The organism is Streptomyces noursei ATCC 11455, from assembly GCF_001704275.1.
In the GTDB taxonomy this organism is placed as follows: domain Bacteria; phylum Actinomycetota; class Actinomycetes; order Streptomycetales; family Streptomycetaceae; genus Streptomyces; species Streptomyces noursei.
This window is the reverse complement of the sequence record NZ_CP011533.1, coordinates 636,350-655,494: the sequence shown is the minus strand read 5'-3', so window position 1 is coordinate 655,494 and position 19,145 is coordinate 636,350. Positions and strand designations below refer to the sequence as shown.

General features: G+C 69.6%; 16 protein-coding genes and 1 pseudogene. 7 read left to right on the top strand and 10 right to left on the bottom strand.

The features are described 5' to 3' along the window. Window positions 1-38 precede the first annotated feature (38 nt). Window positions 39-1,082 carry an Lrp/AsnC family transcriptional regulator gene (locus SNOUR_RS02850; protein WP_067343559.1) on the bottom strand — a complete coding sequence of 348 codons (1,044 nt, stop codon included), beginning with the start codon at window positions 1,080-1,082 and terminating at the stop codon, window positions 39-41. Between the two features lie 176 nt (window positions 1,083-1,258). Between SNOUR_RS02850 and SNOUR_RS02845 the strand changes: the two genes are divergently transcribed. Together SNOUR_RS02845 and SNOUR_RS02840 are read left to right on the top strand one after the other, a co-directional pair. Continuing rightward, on the top strand, window positions 1,259-1,975 hold the full coding sequence (locus SNOUR_RS02845) for an SDR family NAD(P)-dependent oxidoreductase (protein WP_067343557.1): 717 nt from the start codon (window positions 1,259-1,261) through the stop codon (window positions 1,973-1,975). Window positions 1,976-2,118: 143 nt separating this feature from the next. Continuing rightward, window positions 2,119-2,988, top strand: coding sequence for an alpha/beta hydrolase (locus SNOUR_RS02840; protein ID WP_174717943.1), 870 nt, complete (start codon window positions 2,119-2,121; stop codon window positions 2,986-2,988). 168 nt (window positions 2,989-3,156) lie between these two features. On the opposite strand, the gene SNOUR_RS02835 is transcribed toward SNOUR_RS02840, so the two are convergent. Then, window positions 3,157-3,516 (bottom strand): DUF6300 family protein, encoded by a 360-nt coding sequence (locus SNOUR_RS02835; RefSeq protein WP_067343554.1) that lies wholly within the window; start codon window positions 3,514-3,516, stop codon window positions 3,157-3,159. Next, window positions 3,513-7,109, bottom strand: coding sequence for a DNA polymerase III subunit alpha (gene dnaE / locus SNOUR_RS02830; RefSeq protein ID WP_067343552.1), 3,597 nt, complete (start codon window positions 7,107-7,109; stop codon window positions 3,513-3,515). Before dnaE ends, SNOUR_RS02835 begins: the two co-directional genes overlap by 4 nt. A gap of 308 nt (window positions 7,110-7,417) precedes the next feature. On the opposite strand from dnaE, the gene SNOUR_RS02825 reads away from it, so the two are divergent. Further along, window positions 7,418-8,401, top strand: a complete 984-nt coding sequence (locus SNOUR_RS02825) for a LysR family transcriptional regulator (RefSeq protein WP_067343550.1) — start codon at window positions 7,418-7,420, stop codon at window positions 8,399-8,401. Here the strand turns inward: SNOUR_RS02825 and SNOUR_RS44465 are convergent. The 5 genes and pseudogenes from SNOUR_RS44465 to SNOUR_RS02805 form a co-directional block, all read right to left on the bottom strand. Then, window positions 8,377-8,553, bottom strand: a pseudogene (locus SNOUR_RS44465) (transposase); the annotation flags it as partial. The gene SNOUR_RS02825 and the pseudogene SNOUR_RS44465 sit on opposite strands and share 25 nt — an antisense overlap. A gap of 91 nt (window positions 8,554-8,644) precedes the next feature. Next, complete coding sequence (locus SNOUR_RS02820) at window positions 8,645-9,247, bottom strand: ricin-type beta-trefoil lectin domain protein (protein ID WP_159425783.1); 603 nt, start codon at window positions 9,245-9,247, stop codon at window positions 8,645-8,647. A gap of 190 nt (window positions 9,248-9,437) precedes the next feature. Next, the gene (locus SNOUR_RS02815; protein WP_067343547.1) at window positions 9,438-10,652 is read right to left on the bottom strand and encodes an erythromycin esterase family protein; all 1,215 of its coding nucleotides are present in this window, start codon (window positions 10,650-10,652) and stop codon (window positions 9,438-9,440) included. A gap of 220 nt (window positions 10,653-10,872) precedes the next feature. Continuing rightward, window positions 10,873-11,550: an ABC transporter ATP-binding protein gene (locus SNOUR_RS02810; protein WP_067343545.1), complete on the bottom strand. Its 678-nt coding sequence runs from the start codon at window positions 11,548-11,550 to the stop codon at window positions 10,873-10,875. 1 nt (window position 11,551) lies between these two features. Next, the gene (locus tag SNOUR_RS02805) at window positions 11,552-12,994 is read right to left on the bottom strand and encodes an ABC transporter permease (protein ID WP_067343540.1); all 1,443 of its coding nucleotides are present in this window, start codon (window positions 12,992-12,994) and stop codon (window positions 11,552-11,554) included. A gap of 190 nt (window positions 12,995-13,184) precedes the next feature. Here SNOUR_RS02805 and SNOUR_RS02800 point away from each other — a divergent pair, with 190 nt between their 5' ends. The 3 genes from SNOUR_RS02800 to SNOUR_RS02790 all read left to right on the top strand — a co-directional run bounded on the left by SNOUR_RS02800 (window position 13,185) and on the right by SNOUR_RS02790 (window position 16,054). Further along, window positions 13,185-13,847, top strand: coding sequence for a response regulator transcription factor (locus SNOUR_RS02800; protein WP_067343538.1), 663 nt, complete (start codon window positions 13,185-13,187; stop codon window positions 13,845-13,847). Continuing rightward, the gene (locus SNOUR_RS02795) at window positions 13,844-15,067 is read left to right on the top strand and encodes a sensor histidine kinase (protein ID WP_067343537.1); all 1,224 of its coding nucleotides are present in this window, start codon (window positions 13,844-13,846) and stop codon (window positions 15,065-15,067) included. Before SNOUR_RS02800 ends, SNOUR_RS02795 begins: the two co-directional genes overlap by 4 nt. Window positions 15,068-15,208: 141 nt before the next feature. After that, window positions 15,209-16,054: a methyltransferase domain-containing protein gene (locus SNOUR_RS02790; protein WP_067357609.1), complete on the top strand. Its 846-nt coding sequence runs from the start codon at window positions 15,209-15,211 to the stop codon at window positions 16,052-16,054. Between the two features lie 97 nt (window positions 16,055-16,151). On the opposite strand, the gene SNOUR_RS02785 is transcribed toward SNOUR_RS02790, so the two are convergent. Continuing rightward, complete coding sequence (locus SNOUR_RS02785; protein WP_067343535.1) at window positions 16,152-16,781, bottom strand: MBL fold metallo-hydrolase; 630 nt, start codon at window positions 16,779-16,781, stop codon at window positions 16,152-16,154. A 410-nt stretch (window positions 16,782-17,191) separates the two neighbouring features. Then, a complete protein-coding gene (locus tag SNOUR_RS45965; protein ID WP_067343533.1) occupies window positions 17,192-17,434 on the bottom strand; it encodes a hypothetical protein in 243 nt (80 codons plus the stop codon). Window positions 17,435-17,898: 464 nt separating this feature from the next. On the opposite strand from SNOUR_RS45965, the gene SNOUR_RS02775 reads away from it, so the two are divergent. After that, window positions 17,899-19,035, top strand: coding sequence for a DUF4185 domain-containing protein (locus tag SNOUR_RS02775; protein ID WP_067343531.1), 1,137 nt, complete (start codon window positions 17,899-17,901; stop codon window positions 19,033-19,035). The last annotated feature ends 110 nt before the right edge of the window (window positions 19,036-19,145 follow it).

Here is a 19,145-nt window from a genome sequence, read left to right as displayed (position 1 = left end):
TTGTCGTGAGGCGTTGCGACGCCTCGGGCCTGCCTGCGTCACGCGTGAGTCGGCGGCACGACGAGGCGATCGCCGGACAGCAGCGTGCCGGCTTGCTTGACGTGCCGTAGGACAGGTGAGACTTCCATGCTCTGCAGGCCGGGCAGAGCCCCGATGCGTTCCGACGTGAACTCGAAGAGTTCGTCGAGGTCTCGGCAGTGGGCGACGGCGTGGATGTTGTAGGGGCCGGAGATGGCCGCGGCGAAGGCGATCTCTGGTTCTCGTGCCAGTGAGCGTCCGACGTTCTTCACCTCGGACGGATGCACGCGCAGCCACAGGTTGGCCCGCGCGTGATAGCCCAAGGCCGCCGGGGCGATCTCGACGTCGATGTGGACGACGCGTTGTTGGAGCAGGACGCCGAGCCGGCGGGATACGCGGCCGGGTGTGGAATCCGCCGCTCTGGCCAGGTCGACGAGACTGGCCCGACCGTCGGCGGCGAGCGCGCCGAGAATCTTCTCTTCTTCGGCGCTGAGGTGTACAGGGTCATCAGCGACGACCGGAGACTCCGTGAATGGCGGGCCGTCGCTCCCGAGCATGGCTTCCTGCTCCGGGGACAGCACGCCGTGGAGTGCGGCCCAGTAGTGGCCGCGGCCTCCCATGAACTGGCGGAGCATGGCGAAGGCGTTGATGTCGAGCACCGCCGCGGTGCGCGGAAGCCGTTGGCCGAGCAACTCTTCTCGCTGCGCCTGATCCCGTGACTGAGTCGCGCACGTGACTTCGGAGCCGGCCGCGCCGAGGGCCACCCAGTTGACATCGTCCCGCTTGGCGAGCGCGCCCGCGATCGCCGCGACGCTGCCGGGCCGGCAGCGTAGTCGTACCAGCCATCTGCTTTGTCCCAACGCTCCCGGGTTGACCACGCCGGCGACGCGGATGACGCCGTCGGCGTGCAACCGCCGATATCGGCGGTTGACGGTGCCTTCGGTGAGGCCGAGCGCGGCTGCTATCGACGCGAAGGAGGCCCTCGGGGCGACCTGCAGTGCACGAATGATTCGCACATCATCGGGCTGAATCGCGAGGGATTGAGACATCGATGCACCTGTCATAGCGGGAATCCTACAAATTGAACTGCCTGGATCGCATCTGCGGCAGCACGGCGAGCAGACTCGCTCCGTGCCGATGAAGAGGCACGACAGTGCGTACCCCGGCGTCGCCCCGAGACGGTCCGGGGCAAGGACGCACGAAGTGAACTCGCAACGCAAAGGAATGGAGATGACGCGCTATGCCATCGACTGTCACAGGGCAGCGCACGCCGACCGCCCTCATCGTCGGGGCCTCACGCGGCCTCGGACACGCGATCGCGGCTGAACTCCTAGGCCGAGGCTGGAGCGTCATCGGCACGGTCCGCGATACCTCCGTGCCAACGCCCCTGCACGATCTCGCCGACCGCGCCGAGGGCCGCGTCACCATCGAGCATCTCGACGTCAACGCGCCCGACCACCTTGCGCCCCTGCACGAGCGTCTTGCGGAACGCCGGCTCGACCTGCTCTTCGTCAACGCCGGCACCACGAACAACGAGCGGACACCGATCGGCAAGGTGGCGACAGAGGATTTTGTCGAGGTGATGATCACCAACGCTCTGAGCCCCATGCGCGTCATCGAGGCGCTCGAAGACCTGGTGTCCCCCACCGGCCTCATCGGAGCGATGTCGTCCGGGCAGGGCAGCATCACGAACAACACGACCGCAGGCCGCGAGGTCTACCGGGGAAGCAAAGCGGCCTTGAACATGTTCATGCGCAGTTTCGCGGCCCGCCAGGCAGAGACGCGGCGCGGCTTCGTCCTCCTGGCACCGGGCTGGATCCGCACCGCGCTCGGGGGACCGGACGCGCCGTTCACCATCGAGGAGAGCGTCCCGCTGCTGGTGGACGTCCTGCTGGCCAAACTGGGCACGCCCGGTCTGGCGTATCTGGACCGCTCGGGCCAGACAGTGCCCTGGTAGGCCCCGCAGAGCGTCCCTTGCGGACGGTCTGACGACCAACAGGTCCCCGGGCCGCCTTATGTCGCCAGCGCCGATGATCTTCGCCGCGTAGGCTGATCCGTCGGATACCGGCCCAGCTCAGGAAGCGAAGAGTGAGCAGACAGATGCAACCGACGTTCGTACTCGTTCATGGAGCCTTCGCGAACTCCTTCTCCTTCGCGCCGCTCCAGGCCGAACTCGGCCTTCTCGGGCACCGGTCGGTCGCCGTCGACCTGCCCGGCCACGGTTTCGGGGCGACCTACTCGCACGCCTATCAGGCACCCCAGGATCTCGAAGGTCTCGCCGCGGCGCCCGGTTCGCTCCGGGGTGTCACGCTCGCCGACAACGCCAGGCACCTGATCGGGATCCTGGAACGGGCCAAGGAGAACGGGCCGGTGATCCTCGTCTCGCACAGTCGTGGTGGTATCACCGCGACCGCTGCGGCCAACGCACGGCCGGACCTGATCGACCGCATCGTCTACGTCTCCGCCTGGTGCCCGGTCGAACTGGATGCCAACGACTACTACGCCGAGCCGGAGATGGCTACCGTCGACGCGGCCTCGCTGGCCCTGGCCTTGGCCGGCAACCCGGCCGAACTCGGCCTGCTCCGCGTCAACTTCCGGACCGCGGATCGCGACGCCCTCGCGGGGTTCAAGGCGGCCTTCCTCGCCGACGGCACCGACGAGGAGCTCCTGACCTTCCTGAACACCTTCCAGCCCGACGAGAACCTGGACGTCGGCACCTCCGCCGACCGGGCGCAGGCCGCGACCTGGGGCCGCATCCCCAAGACCTTCGTGCGCCTGGCCGACGACGCGAGCCTGCCGCTCGCCCTTCAGGACCGGCTGATCCGCGAGGGCAACGCCCTGACGCCGGACAACCCCTATGACGTCCGCACCCTCGAAGGCAGCCACCTGAAGTGGCTGATCGACCCGGCGCCGGCGGCCCGCGTCCTCGGGGAACTCGCCGCGCTCACGGTCGAGTCGGTTCCCTCCTGAGCGGCGCCGGATGGGGTACACCAGCGGCGTCGTCGGCGTTGGCGGTGCGGTCACGGTGATGGGGCGGTGGCAGTGGCAGTGGCAGTGGCAGTGGCAGTGGCTGCGGCCGTGGCGGGGCGCGCGCACCGCGCCCGTCGTAACGGGTAGCCACCGCACCGTGGAAGGTGCTCAGAGTTCGCCGGCTCTCCACAGGGCTTCCTCGGCGGCCAGTTCGGTCGGGTCCGGTGTCCGGTGGCGGATCGCCTCCAGCCAGGCGAGGACGAGTTCGCCGAGGGCCGTGAGGTGTGTGGCGTCGAGATGGCGGACCGGTCCCAGCAGTGCGAGGAGACCGGCCGCGGCCGGATCGTCCGCGTCGCAGGTGGGACAGAGTGCGGTCTCCTTGAAGCCGGTGACGGCGGCTCCGGTCCGGTTCTGCCAGGAGTGCCGATAGCGGGCGCTCAGGAGCACTGCCGCTCCGCAGCGTTGGCAGGGCGGGAGTGCGGCGGTCCGCACGTCGACGAGGTGCACCTGGTCGGTGGTGGAGGTCATGCCAGGCCCGCCCAGGCTTCGGCGCCGAAGGTGCCCTTGATGTCGGAGGCGATGGTGGCGGCGTTCACGGTGGCTCGTAGGGCGTAGACGGTGGTCCTTCGGGTGGTGCGGACGCTGAGGTGGACCGGTGTGTCACCGGGGTGCGCGATGAGGATCCGGGTGAGTTCGGCGACGGACCGGGTGGTGATCCGGTGGGCGGGGAGGGCGAGACGGACCGGCGGCAGGCCGCCGTGTTCGGCCGCGGAGACATCGAGCACACCGAGTTCCTTGCCGTGGAGGTTCAGGGTGCCGTCGCGGTCCTCGATCCGGCCCTGGACGGTGATGACGTTGTCCTCGGCCAGCGCGTGCTGGACGAGTTGGTAGACGGCGGGGAAGAGGAGGACGTCGAGGCTGGCGTCGCGGTCGGCGAGGGTGATGATCGCCCAGGGGTTGCCCTTCTTGGTCACCTTGTGCTGGAGGTTGGCGATCAGGCCGCTCAGCCGCACCTCGCCGGTGGTGCGGCCGGAGGCGAGGAGGTCGGCGACGGAGCAGTCGCGGGCGGCGGCGAGGAGGTGTTCGGCGCCGTCCAGCGGGTGCGCGGAGACATAGAGGCCCAGCATCTCCCGTTCGGTGGCCAGCAGTTGCCGGCGTGACCACTCGGTGTCGTCGAGGGGGAGGTCGAGGCCGAAGGCGGGCGGGGCGTCGTCCGCGGTGGCGAGATCGGCGAACAGGTCGTGCTGGCCGAAGCCGGCGGCCTTCTTCACCGGGACGACCACGTCGATGGCGGCCTCGTGCGTGGCGGTGAGGCCCTTGCGGGTGTGGCCCAGGGAGTCGAAGGCGCCCGCCTTGATCAGGGATTCGACGGCCCGTTTGTTGAGGGCGGGCAGCTCGACCTTGTGCAGGAAGTCGGCGAACGACGTGAAGCGCCCCTTGTGGCGCCGGGCGTCGACGACGGCCTCGATGACGCTGTCGCCGACATTGCGCACGGAACGCAGTCCGAACCGGACGTCGTCGCCGACGGCGGTGAACTCGGCGGTTGAGGCGTTGACGTCGGGCGGCAGTACGCGGACGCGGTTGCGGCGGGCATCGGCAAGGTAGAGAGCGGCCTTGTCCTTGTCGTCGCCGACCGAGGTGAGCAGGGCGGCCATGAACTCGGCCGGGTAGTTGGCCTTGAGGTAGGCGGTCCAGTACGAGACCAGGCCGTAGCCGGCGGTGTGGGACTTGTTGAAGGCGTAGCCGGAGAACGGCAGCATCACGTCCCACAGGGCTTTGATCGCCTCGTCGGAGTAACCGTTGGCCTGCATACCGGTCTGGAACCTCTCCCACTCGGCGGCCAGGACCTCCGGTTTCTTCTTTCCCATCGCACGGCGCAGCATGTCGGCGCCGCCCAGGGTGTAGCCGGCCAACTGGCGGGCGATGGCCATGATCTGCTCCTGATAGACGAGCAGATGGTGGGTGGATCCGAGGATCGGGTCCAGCGCCTGCCGGAGTTCCGGGTGGATCGGCGTGGGGTCCTGTTTGCCGTTCTGGCGCAGGGCGTAGTTGGTGTGGGCGTTGGCGGCCATCGGGCCGGGCCGGTACAGGGCGTTGGCCGCGGCGATGTCCTCGAACCGGGTGGGCTCCATCAGCTTGAGCAGGGCGCGCATGCCGCCGCTGTCGAGTTGGAAGACGCCCAGGGTGTTGGCCTCGGCCAGCAGGCGATAGGTCCTGGCGTCGTCGAGCGGGATGACGACGTCGGAGGTGTCCGGCGTGTCGGGGGCCACGGTGGCCAGGCGGATGCCGCGGTTGGCGCGGATGTTCTCGATGGCGTGGTCGATCACGCCCAGGTTGCGCAGCCCGAGGAAGTCCATCTTGATCAGGCCCATCGCCTCGCACGACGGGTAGTCGAATCCGGTGATCCGCGCGCCGTCGGCGGCCCGCATGTGCAGGGGGATGCGGTCGGTAAGCCTGGTCTTGGACAGGATCACCGCGGCGGCGTGCACCCCGGTGCCGCGGGTGAGGCCCTCCACCCCGCGCGCGGTGTCGATCACCCGCCGCACGTCCGGCTCGCGCTCGTACATCTGCCGGATCTCGCCGGCCTCCGCATACCGGGGGTGGGACGGGTCGAAGATCGCGCCGAGCGGGGCGGACTTGCCGTTCTGGTCGGGCGGCAGCGCCTTGGTGATCCGCTCGCCGTGCGCGTACGGGTAGCCCAGGATGCGCGAGGAGTCCTTGATCGCGTTCTTGGCCTTGATCTTGCCGAAGGTGTTCACCAGGGCCGTGTACTCGTCGCCGTACTTCTCGATGACGTAGCGGACCATGCGGTCGCGCTGGCGGTCGTCGAAGTCGAGGTCGACGTCCGGGGGGTTGATGCGCTCGGGGTTGAGGAACCGTTCGAACAGCAGGCCGTGCTCCAACGGGCACAGCTCGGTGATGCGCGTGGCGTAGGCGACGAGGGAGCCGGTGGCCGAGCCGCGCCCCGGACCGAGGGGGATCCTGCTGTCGCGGGCGAAGCGGCAGATGTCCGCCACCACCAGGAAGTAGGAGCTGAAGCCCATCGGGCCGATGACCGTCATCTCGGTCTCGAAGCGGTCCAGGACGTGCTGCGGGACCGGGTCGCCGTAGCGGGCCGCCAGGCCCTTGAGCACCTCCTTGCGTAACCACGACTCCTGGGTCTCCCCGTCGGGCACGTCCGGGTACTGCGGCATCTCGTCGACGTGGTCGAAGACGTCGCCGTACGGCTCGATCCGCTCGGCGATCAACAGCGTGTTGTCACACGCCTGCGGCAGCTCGGCGAAGAGGGCGCGCATCTGCGCGGGCGACTTGAGGTAGTAGCCGGAGCCGTTGAAGCGGAAGCGGCCCGGGGCGTCCTTGTTCTTGCCGACGCCGATGCACAGCAGGTTGTCGTGGGCGTCGGCCTGGTCCTCGGTGACGTAGTGCGCGTCGTTGGTGGCCAGCAGCGGGATGTCCAACTCCCGGGCCAGGCGCAGCAGTCCGTCGCGGACGTCCCGCTCGATGGCCAGGCCGTGGTCCATCAGTTCCAGGAAGTAGTTCTCCCGGCCGAAGATGTCCTGGTAGGCCGCGGCGGCGGACCTGGCCTCGGCGTACTGCTCCAGCCGCAGCCGGGTCTGGATCTCCCCGGAGGGGCAGCCGGTCGTGGCGATGATGCCCTCCGGCCGCTCGGCGATCAGCTCACGGTCCATCCGCGGCTTGCCCGCCGGGAACTGCCCTTGATAACTGGCCTGCGTGCCGAGCCAGAACAGGTTCCGCAGGCCCCGCGCGGTCCGCGCCCACATGGTCATGTGCGTGAAACGTCCGCCGCCGGAGACGTCCTTGGAGCCCTCGCCGTCGTCGCCCACGGCGCGGCGTCCGCCCGGGCCCCAGAACTCCCGCTTGCGGGCGAACCGGGACGAGGGCGCCACATACGCCTCGATCCCGATGATCGGCCTGATGCCGTCGAAGTCCTTCGCGACCTGCGCGAACTCATAGGCCCCGAACATGTTCCCGTGGTCGCTCATGGCGATCGCGGGCATCCCCTGTCGCGCCACTTCACCGAACATCGGCCGCAGCTTCTGGGCGCCGTCCAGCATCGAGTACTCGGTGTGGTTGTGCAGGTGCACAAAGGAATCGGGCACGGGTGTGCCACCTCCAATGACGGAACTGACAGGGCGGAGGCCCCACCGGGACGGCGGTGCCGCAACGGTGGCCTCGCCGAGGGCCGCGGCCGACCCGGCGCGGACGCCGCGGGCCGGCACGGGCCTGCGTCCAAGGGGGCGAGCCGGGGTGCGGCCGGGCGCCGGCAAGCAGCTGCCGCACCCGCTCGCGCCTTGACAAGGACAACCGTTCGTTGACCCAGGTCATCTAAGTCAGCTCGGATCAGCGGATCAAACGACCGGAAAGCCGGCGAGCCCCAACCATTCCTTGTACCAGTAGGCTGCTTCGCGTGGACCTCAACGCTGTGCGTACCTTCGTCGCGGTCGCGGACACCGGCCAGTTCCAGAAGACCGCCGCCGACCTCTCACTCACCCAGCAGGCCGTCTCCAAGCGCATCGCCACGCTGGAGCAGGAACTCGGCGTGCGACTCTTCGACCGCACCGCGCGCGGTGTCGGCCTCACCATCGACGGCCAGGCGTTCCTTCCGCACGCCCGCGCCCTGCTGCGGGCCGAAGAGCGCGCGGCCGCCTCCGTGCGCCCGGGAAGCCGGGCCTTGCGCGTCGACGTCATCGGCCGCCGGGTCGGCCCGGCCGGACTGCTGCGGGAGTTCCATCGCGCGAACCCCGAACGGGAACTCGACGTGGTGACCCTTTTCGACGTCGATCGGGCCATCGCGGCCCTCCAGGCAGGCACCATCGACGTCACCTTCCGTGCCGTCACCATGCCGGGCAGACAGCTCCCCGAGGGCATCGAGAGCGTCCCGGTCTTCGACGAGGCCCTGCAGCTGTGCGTCGGCCCGGCACACCCCCTCGCCAACGCCAGTGCCGTCACCCCCGGCCAACTCGCCGGACAGCGCATCTGGATGCCGGGCAACGCCCCGGGCACCGAATGGGCCGCCTACTACGACGCGTTCGCCGACGCCTTCGGCGTCACCATCGACACCATCGGCCCCAACTTCGGCGTCGAGGCACTCCTTGAGGCCATCGCCGCCTCCGACTCGTTGGGCACTTTCTTCGGCGAACGGACCCCGCTTGTCTGGCCCGTCGGCCAGGACCTACGGCGCATTCCCATGCGCGAGCCCACCCCGGTCTATCCGCACTCCCTGCTCTGGCGCACCGACGATCCGCACCCCACACTCGCCGCCCTCCGCGACTACCTCGCCGCCGTACGCCCCCACAGCCCCGACGCACCGACCTGGGTACCGGCATGGGCGCAGCACGCCCGTCGCGGCGCTACGAGCGGACACGCGCCGTCCACCGACGATCGCCGGTGACGGTCATGCGCCGTTTTCCACTTCCCGAAGCGTGCGGGCCAGTCACGCCACGGTGTGCCGGTCCGCTGGCGGAGGAGGATGCCGTTGATGGCTGTGCGGTGATTCTTCCCTCGCCCGCCCAGGCCCACGTTCTTCGGAAGACGCGGCTCCATCCGAGCCCACGCGGTGTCAGGCAGATCGCCCCGTCCCGCAACTGACGGAACGATCTGCCGGCGAGTCCGTCACCCGCCCCATGGACACGCTCTAGTGGACCATGTTCCACATCTGGTACCGGTTGGTGTGGTTGTAGCAGGTGGTCTTGGCGACCGGGGCCCCCTGCGGGTGGCCCTGGTCCCACAGCAACTGGTTCCAGTGTCCGTTCTGCCCGCGATCGAGGCAGAGCACCTCGTTGAGATTGGAGTCCGCCTGGTAGTTGGCGAACTGCCAGCTGTTGCGAGGGTTGCCGGAGCTGTTGCCGACCCAGGTCATGTTCCACTGGTCGTGGTAGTCGCTCGCATTGCATCCGGCCGCGCGGGTTGCGAACCAGCCACTGGGCTGCGAGACGGAATGCGACCACTGGACTCGGAGGCAGTTGCCCTCCTTGCGGTGGACGATCTGCACCCGGTCGTAGTAGCCACCGACGTTGCTGTCGTAGGACGCGACGTTCCACCGCTGCCACGGATTACCGGGCTGGCACGGATTGATGTAGACGTCGCCGCCGTTGGAGTCCAGGCAGTAGCCGGTGGCGTAGTCCTGGAGCATCACGTTGTACTGGTAGGTGTTCGCTTGGGCGGTGCCCGCTGTTCCCGCCACCGTCGCAGCCGCCAGCGCGCCGGCCACCAGTGCCGATCTCACCCTTGAGTTCACCGAGAGTCCTCTCTCCTCGTACCTCGGTGGTGTGCACGAGAACCCTGGCAGGCGAGCGAACAGGCGAATAGGGGACGGGAGGTCAAGAAACGGTTCATTCCACTCCTGATGCCCGCGCGCTCGATCCGCCGGGAGCTCCGGGTCTTCACCGCGTGCGGTCAAGACCCGATGCAGGGCCCGCCCACCTCGTTCACGAGTCCGTCGGGATGCCGGGGAGGTCCTTGATGAACACGACCCCGTCGATTCCGGGCAGGTGGGACGGGTCGAGTGGGGCGTAGCCGAAGTAGGGGGACACGCGGGGGGCGGGCCGCGGGTCGCCGAGGGCGGCGGCCAGGCGGGGGGCGTCGACGACGTAGCGGTCCTCCGGGAGCGCGTACAGGCGCCCTTCGACGGTGTCCGGCGGCGGGGTGTCCACGCCCTGGTGCCGGATGGTGCCGAGGGCCGTGGCGATGAAGGCGTACCCGTCGCCGAGCCGGGCGCTCACCAACGCACCGGCGCTCCACCATTCCACCGGTCCCTGCCACATCTGCATCGAGCTCTTCTCCCGCTGGAGATGGGAGTTGTGGGCGTGGAGGAGTGCCGGGCCCCGAGCGGCGACGGCCAGGAGGTTGTGGGCCATCATCAGATCCCGCAGCGCGCAGAGCCGGGTCATGCGCATCGGTGAGGTGTCGGCCATCCGGAAGTGGTAGCGCAGCAGACCGGTCGCGGTGCGCCCGTAGAGGCACGCGCGGTCCCAGTCGTCCCGCGGGGCCGCCGCGATCAGATGCGGGGCCTGCTCGTCGAGCAGTGTCACCAGATCGTCGGCGAGCAGCCGCAACTCCCTGGCATCGGCCGACTGTCCCACCGACTGGGCCGGATCCATCATCGCGGCGGAATTGGTCCACCGGTCGTCGGAGCCTAGCAGGCGGTCGAGCGTCTGCGCGGTGCAGGGAAGCAGGTCAGCGTCCACCCGGGCCGCGAGGTAGCGGTGCAGTGCGGTGAGGGCCTGCCGGGGGCTCGCGGCGCCGGTGATCTCCAGCGGGCCGTCGAAACCGGCGAAGCGGAGCTGTTCGGACGCGGGCCGGCCGTCGTTGTACGCCCGCATCCACCGCACGAGCTCGCGGTTGGCGGCGGACGCGCCGAACCCGTGGCTGAAGCCGCGCTCCATGACGTCGTCGAGGGTGCCCGTGCCCGAGGTGACGTAGTCGTCCACGACCAGGCCCATCAGGCAGTCGCTCTCGATCGCGATCGTCCGGTAGCCCTCCTGCTCGACGAGCTGTCGGAAGAGTTCGTTGCGGATGTCGAGCAACGTGTCCTCGCCGTGGGTGGGCTCACCGAGGGCGAGCAGCCGCGGTCGGGTCGGGAGCAGCCGCATGACGGCGGCGGCATCGACGGCATGGGTGGTGTCTGTGATGTCGGTAGCCATGCCTTCGACGGTATCGTTGAAACTTCGGTTGAGACTTTTCCCCGAGAGCTGCGGTCAGATGGGGGAAAACCTTCAAAAGGGCTCGCTGATCAGGCGGGTGATCGCCGGACCCGGCGGTGGCCCGGTAGCCGCAGTCTGAGACCGGTGGGCCGGGCCCCGACGCCGGTACGGGGGCCCGGCCCGGCCGCCCCAACGCCTCCGCGCCGGCCGGCGCGGCGCTTCAGTCCTGCGGCACCAGCTTGCCCCGTTTGAGATGCAGGACCTCGTCGCAGGCGTTCGCGACCTCCTTGGAGTGGGTCACCACGACCACGCATTTCCCGTCGTCGTGGGCCAGTTTCCGGAAGATCTCGATGATTCCGGCGGCCGTCTCGTGATCCAGGCTGCCGGTCGGCTCGTCCGCGAAGAGGATGTCTACCTCGCACGCCAGCGCGCGGGCGATGGCGACCCGCTGCTGCTGGCCGCCGGAGAGCTGCAGGGTGCGCCGGGTGCGGTCGGCCGGTTCGATGCCGAGCAGATCGAGCAGTTCGTGGGCGCGTTCCCTCCTGCGCACCCCTCGCACGCCGGTGATCTCCATGGCGGAGGTGACGTTCTGGACGGCGTTCATGTAGGTGAGCAGGTTCAGGGACTGGAACACGGTGGCCGCGTGCCGGTTGCGGTAGGTGCAAAGGCCCAGCTCCGCGATGTCGCGGCCGTGGAAGCGGACACTGCCGGCGGTGGGCGAGTCCAGGCCGCTGGCCAGGGACAGCAGGGTCGTCTTGCCGGATCCCGAGGGGCCCACGATCGCGTACATGCGGCCGGGCTCGAAGGCGTACGAAACGGACTTGAGGACGGTGCGGCGACGGTTGCCGCCGCTGTAGGTGCGGGTCAGATCGGTGAGTTCGAGGAGGGGAGTGGTCACGTCAGTCGCCCTTCGTGAGGATGTCGCGCGGGTTCAGGCGCAGTACGCGGGCGCCCGGGACGCAGGTGGCCAGGGCCGCGATGCCCAGTCCGGTGATGCCGACCTTGGCGATGTCGGCGGAGCCGAGCCGGACGTCCATCGCGTCGATGGGCTTGGCGTCGGGCTGGTCCTTCTTGGCCATGCCGGTGGGGTCGCTGGGGTCGCGCCGGCCGGCCTCGTTCGCGGCTGCCTGGTTGGCGGTTGAGACCTCGCTCGCGAGGAGCCGGTCGCCGACGGCCTGGGAGAGGAACCGGCTGCACACGCCGGCGAGGCCGATCGCGAGTACCGCGCAGGCGACCACCTCGACCAGGTGTTGCCCGAGCAGCTTGGGCTTCTTCTCGCCGAGCGAGAGCAGGATGCCCAACTCGCCGCGGCGCTCCCGCAGGTTGGAGGCGACGATCAGGGCGAGGATGACGGTGCCGGCGACCGCGACCAGCCATACCGTGACGGTGGCGAAGTCGGCGGTCTTGGTGATGGGGCCGACGAGGGTCTGATACTGCTTGTCGTTGATCGACAGCGGGAAGATCTCCAGATCGGCGCCCGCGGCCTCGGCGTCCTTCTTGAGGCGGTCCAGGTCCTTGGGGTCGTCGAGGGTGAAGGTGGCCTGCTTGAGCACGCCGTCCGCCCCCGCGCCCTTGCCGAGGAGCGTGCTCGCGCCGTCCGGCGTGGCGTAGATCTGGTTGGCGGGGTCCATCATCGCGGGAACGTAGGTGCCGGTGTCCGCGGTGCCGCTCCGGTAGATGCCGACGACCTTGAACGCGTATTCCCGGTCATCGGCCTTCTGGCCGGGTGCCGGCAACTCGCCCACCTTGAGTTCGGCCGTGTCGCCGACCTTGAGGCCGTTCCGCTTGGCCAGGCGTTCCTCGATGACGATCTCGTCGCGTCTGCTGTTCGGGCCGATTCCGTGTCCGGCCACCAATGTGGCATCGCCGTTGCGGAAGGCCGCGACGGCGCTCAGGTCGCGTATGCCGTCCACCTTGAACAGATCCGTGCCGCGCGAGTCCTGGCCGCGCGGTGCCGGGACCGGTTGGTAGAGCTCGGTGGACCCGGTGGGGAATGCACCGCTGTCCGTCGTGTAGTTGCACTGGCGCACCACGGACGACGCACAGATCCTGTTGACCAGCGAGCGATGCAGATCACCGTGCGAACCGATGGTCCCGCCCCGTTGCCCCTCGGGATCGGTGCCGTTGTTCTTGCCCGAATTGATCAGGGCGTTCACATCGAGCTGCATGGTGGCCACGGCCCCCACGCTCTTTTTGGCGCCGTCGGCCGCGCGGGCCGCCGCCGACTGGATCAGAAATCCGGACAGCACCAGGGTGCAGATCACGAAGAACAAGCCGATCAGCATCAATGTCTTGCCCGGGTGGCCGGTCAGCCGCCACCACGCCCGTTTGAAGAGATTCATGGCCGGAAGGCTAGGGAGCGCCGGTTGTGAGCCGTGTTTGCGGAAATCCGCAGCGCGCGAGCCCTCATATACGATTCAAATGCGGCGTCTGATAGACGTGACGGAAACACCGGGAAAGGCAAGGAATCCCGCTCGATACCTACCGCCCTTCTCATGGAATTCTCAGAAACTGCGGAAAGGGTCGGCGCATATGCGGGTTTTGGTGGTCGAGGACGAGCAGTACCTGGCGCGCGTCCTGGAGCTCGGGCTGCGCCGCGAGTCCATCGCCGTCGACGTCGTGCACGACGGCGGCACCGCCCTGCAACGGGTCGCCGTCTACGACTACGACGCGGTGGTGCTCGACCGGGATCTGCCCGGCGTCCACGGCGACGAGGTGTGCCGCCGTATCGTCGCCATGGACCTGGACTGCCGCATCCTGATGCTCACGGCCGCGGGCAGACTGGGCGACAAGGTGGAGGGCCTCGGCCTGGGCGCGGACGACTATCTGGCCAAGCCCTTCGACTTTCCCGAACTGGTCGCCCGTCTGCGGGCGTTGTACCGTCGCAGCCCCCTGGCACACCCACCCGTCCTGACCTTCGCCGACCTCAGCTTCGACACCCATCGCCGTCGTGTGACGCGCGCCGGCGTCGAGATCCGCCTCACGCCCAAGGAACTGGCCGTCCTGGAGCTGCTGATGCGCGCCGACGGCGGGGTGCTCAGCGCCGACCACCTGTTGGACAAGGCGTGGGACGCCCACACCGACCCGGTCACCAACGCGGTGCGCCTCGTGGTGCACACCCTGCGCAAGAAGCTCGGCGAACCCCGGCTCGTGCACACCGCGATCAGCGCGGGCTACTACCTGGGGACCGCATGAGATTCCGCCGAGGCCGCGGCCGGACGCGCACGCTCAGCATCCACGCCAGGCTCTTCCTCGGCTTCGGCGGGGCGCTGGCGGTCTGCTCGGCACTGATGGTCGCCATCATCTACGTCGGCATCCGGTACCTGCCCACCTACGACCTCACCACGCCCGTCGAGGTGTCGTCCCCGTCTTCCACGGCACCCGGCGCGATCCGGCCGACCCCCGACTCCCAACCACCCAAGACCCTGCAGGAGGGCCGGCGGATCGACACGTCCGGGCTGATCCGCAACAAGGAGGACGTCTGGTCGACGGTCCTCCTGGTCTCCGTCAGCGGGGTGCTCGTCGTCCTGGTCGTCGGCCTCGGCGCGGGGTGGATCTTGTCGCGTCGGCTGCTCGCGCCCCTGCACACCATCAATCGGGCCGCGGCCAAGGCAGGCGAGGGGGATCTGTCGTACCGGATCAACGCCCAGGGCCCGGCAGACGAGTTGAAGCAGCTGGCCGACACCTTCGACACCACTCTGGCCCGCCTGGAGGAGTCCTTCGCCGCCCATCGACGGTTCGCCGCGAACGCCTCGCACGAGCTGCTCACCCCGCTGGCCACGACACGGGCGATCCTGCAGATGGCGGCGGCCGACCCGTCGAAGGAGGAGATCGCCGAGCTGGTGCCGATGCTGCGGGAGACCAATGAGCGCAACATCCGCGTGGTGCAGGAGCTGCTCCGGCTCGCCGCGGCGGACCAGGCGATCCACGACACCGAACCGGTCGACCTGGCCGATCTCGCCGCGCGGACCGTCGCCGCCGCGCGCGCCGACCGACCGGCGCAGGCAGCCGGCGTCTCGCTCGCCCTCGCCACCGACACCGCCGCGGCCTGCACCGTCCGTGGCAGCGCGACGCTGCTGCGCCAACTCGTGGTGAATCTCGTCGACAACGCCCGTACCCACAACGTGCCCGGTGGCACCGTGCGGGTGCGGGTCGCCGCGCACGACGACGAGGTCGTCCTGGAGGTCGCCAACACCGGGCCGCCGGTCGACCCGGACGTGGTGGACCGCCTGTTCGAGCCCTTCTACCGGGTGCGTCCCCGCGTGGCCAGCGACCGCAGCGGGCACGGCCTGGGCCTGGCGCTCGTCCGCTCCCTCGTGCACGGCCATCACGGCGCGGTGACGGCCCAAGCGCAGCCGACCGGTGGGCTCCTCGTCCGCGTCACGCTGCCCGCGTGGCCGGGCGGGCGGGAGTGAAGGGGCGAGCGCGGGCCTGTGAGCGGGGCACACCACCGGGTCCGACAGGCGGACGAAGGCGATGGTGGTGGCGATGGCCGGAGCCGGTGAGGGCGCTTCGACCGGCGTACCGGCCCGGAGCGTGCCTGTTACTTTCGGGTGGTGACGGACGACGAAGCTGCCCGGGAACGGGACAAGGGATATCTGCTCGACAACCGACAGGCCGAGGCGGGGGAGCGGTTCGCGGCGCTGTCACGGTTGTTCGACCCGGTGACGTTCCGACGGCTGGGCGCGCTGGGCGTCGCCGAGGGCTGGAGTTGCTGGGAGGTCGGGGCGGGCGGCCCGAGTGTGCCCGGGTGGTTGGCCGAGCGGGTCGGGGAGAAGGGCCGGGTACTGGCCACCGATCTCGATACGTCGTGGATGCCGCAGGCCGGGGCGCCGTACGAGGTGATGCGGCACGACGTGGGCGCCGACGAGGCGCCGGAGGGCTCGTTCGACCTGGTGCACGCGCGGCTCGTCCTGGTGCATGTGCCGCGGCGCGAGGCTGCGTTGCGGGCCATGGTGCGGGCGCTGCGGCCCGGCGGGTGGCTGCTGCTGGAGGACGCCGATCCGGCGCTGCAACCGCTGGCCTGCCCCGATGAGTACGGGCCCGAGCAGGAGCTGGCGAACCGGATCCGGCGCGGGTTTCGCTCGCTGCTCGCGGAGCGGGGCGCGCAGCTCGACTTCGGCCGTACGCTGCCCAGGCTGCTGCGTACGGCCGGGTTGGTCGACGTCGAGGCCGATGCGTACTTCCCGATCACGTCTCCGACCGGCAGTGCGCTGGAGGCCGCGACCGTGCGGCAGATCCGGGATCGGCTGATCGAGGGCGGGTTGGCCACGGCCGAGGAAGTCGAGGAGCATCTGGCGAACATCGCGTCCGGGAGCCTGGACACCACGACGGCACCGCTGATCTCCGCCTGGGGACGGAAGCCGCTGTCCCGGTCCCGTTCCCACACCGAGACGCGGTAGGGCACGCCGCCGCTCGTACACCTTCTCCGCGGGCGGCGGCCCCGGGGTCTGTCCGATGAGTCATGGCCGGGTCCGACCCTGACCCACCGGACAGACCCTAGAGCTCGACGCTCTCGCCGGGGCGGAGCCGCCGGACGTCGGCGCCTGCCCGCCCGGCTTCCCTGGCCAGGACGTCGTCCAGGACCTTCAGACCCCACTCGTTGAGCAGCCCGTCGTGGATGGCGTACGCGCGACGCGGCGCCATCCGGCGCAGGTACTCGATCATGGTGGGCACCGTCAGCCACGGTGCCTGGCCGGGCAACAGGAGCGTGGGCGCGTCGACCACCGTCAGGGCGTCGCCCGGGTGGAAGACCTCCCCGTCGACCAGGAATCCGACGTTGTCGACCGGCGGCGCGTCCGGGTGGCTGTGGTGATGCTTGTCGCCGGCGACCGACACCTCGAAGCCGGCGACGGAGAAGTGGTCGCCGCCGCGGACCACGTGTACGCGTTCGCCGAACTCGCCCAACTCGCTCAACTGCTCGGCGACTCCGGCGCAGGTGTAGACGGGTGCCCGGGATCCTCGCAGGCGTTCGGGGTCGAAGTGGTCGAAGTGCTGGTGCGTGATGAAGACGGCCTCGGCCCCTGCCGACGCATCGGGCTCAGGGGTCATCACGCCCGGGTCGATGACGACCGCACGGCCGTTCTTCTCCAGCCGTACGCAGGCGTGACCGAACTTGGTGATCTTCATGGCCGACACTCTGCCAACTGCCGGGCGGCGCGACACCGGTGTTCGCGATCGGCCGAACGCGCGGGACGTGCCGCGGCCGGGCGGGACACCGTGCCCCGGGCAGGTCGCTGTTCGGCGGATTGCGGAGCGCCGCCGGCTGAGTGTCGCCGCCGGCCGGGTGCCTGTGCCGGCGCCCAGGCAGTGCGTCACGGCCCGCTTCCTCTCCCCGAGCCCATCGGCGCGGTGTTCGGCGCCGCCGGACTCGTCCTCACCCTGGTCGTGCGGGACACCGCAGCCCACGTCGCCCTCGAACTCGCCCAGCACACCGGGCCGTTGCCCATGACCGCAAGCCCGACCGGGCCTTCGTCACCAAGGGCGGCGGCCCTGCGTGGAGTACATGACGCAGGACGCGGCCAGGAAGTCGCGATGCGTCATGACGCGCCGGCGGCCTCCACGTCCGCGTGGGTCAGGCCGGCGGCCAGGAAACGCTCCCGCGGATGCCTGTCGTGGACCTCGATCGTCAGACCGGGAGCGGGTGCGATGTGCTGTGCCTTGAGGTCGGTGGCCAGCGTTGCGGCCCGGGTGTCGGTGACGACCGGCGTGCGTGACGACGACATCCGGCCGAGCGGTCGCCGACCGGGCGCCGGCCCCGGCATCTCCACCAGCCGGGTCATCGTCGTGTCATCGCCATTTCATCGGCCGTGGCTAGTGTCGACATCGTTCGGTGCAGGCAGATTGCCGAGCGTCGTCGTCCCCCCACCAGGGACCGGCGCACGGGGGGACGCAAAGAAGGTGGCACATGGGAAGGTCCGGGCAGCTGCTTGCCGCGGGGGCCGCACCTGCCGGAGCCGGTCGCTCCGGCAGACCCACCACGCGTGACACGTGCCGGTGCTCCGTCCGCCCGGGAGCGAACGCCGGACGTGTCCGCGCGATGTCTGTGCGATGTCTGTGCGGACGTCCACCGGAAGCCTGTCCGTCCAACGGGCGCACCGCGGTGAACCCCGCCTCGCGCAACGCGTCTTGAGCGGCGGAGCCCCTCGCCGCGCGTCCCTCGCCGAAGACAGTGGTGGCACAAAGGCCAATGGCGCCGAGGGCACCTCTTTGCACACATGAGTCGGCTCGGAAAGGCATCGACACAATGACACGTCCATCGGACGAGCAGGACGCGATGGCCGGCGGGCACTCCCGCCGCAAGCTCCTCAAGATCGGTCTCGGCGCCGCCGTGGGGGCGGGGGTCATCGGTTCGGGCACCGGGATCGCGCGGGCCGGCGGGCCGAACGACCCGTCCAGCCCGACGATCGCGTACAAGGTGAAGAACCTGAGCGGCCCGGCCGAGACCGGTCCGTTCGCCTCGCCGTGGACCGACCTCGGCATCCCCGTGCTGTGCCCGAACGGCACCATGCTGTTCGTCGGCGGAGACACCTTCAACGGCGACCACGTACCGCAGCCGGGCGAGCCCGCCGACGACTGGCGCGCCCCGGTCGGCCTGCGCTCCGGCAGCGCGGACCTGAACAACCTGCGCATCGACGGCAGCGTCGGCGGCGGGCACGCCAACAGCCTGGTCGACGAGCCGCACAACCCGGTCGGCGACAAGGCCACGACGGCGATCCCCTCCGATGTGTTCGTCGTCGACGGCGTCATGTACATGCACCTCATGCGCGGTGTCATCTACGACACCCACCACACGGACTTCTGGCGCTCCACCGACAACGGGGAGACCTGGGAGTACCTGTGCCAGTGGCCGGGCGACCTGCACGGCGGCCAGTTCCAGCAGAAGACCTACGCCGTGGCCGGTGACGGCTACTGCTACGTCCTGTCCACGGTCTTCAACCGCGAGGTGGACTCGGGCATGCTGCTGCACCGGGTGCGCAAGGAAGACCTCGGCAACCCGGACGCCTACGAGCCGTGGGGCTACGCCGACGGTGACTGGCGGTGGGGTGCACCTCCGACGACGGTCTTCGGCGTCCGCAAGTGGGGCGAGATCTGCTTCCGCGCCATGGACGGCAAGTACGTCCTCACCTGGCTGAACATGAACCCGCTGTCGATCCGGGCGATGGTGTTCCCGCTCCCGACGTCGGACCTGACCAAGACGTTGGAGCAGACGATGATCCTGCCCGGCGCTCCGGGCCAGGAGGTGGGCAACCTCGTCGCCAGTCCGTACGGCGGATTCGTCGTGCCCGGTTCGACGTTCGGCAACTTCCACATCGTCGTCAGCCAGTGGTACGACTCCCGGAACTACCGGTTCATGCAGTACAAGGTCCACATGCTGTCCTGAACCGGCGCAGTCTGTCGGGCGCCGTCCTCGGCCGGCGCCCGCACAACCGTCCCGTCCCTGACCTTGCCCCAGGTCAGGGACGGGATCCGCGCTTCTTCACGAGAGCGCCG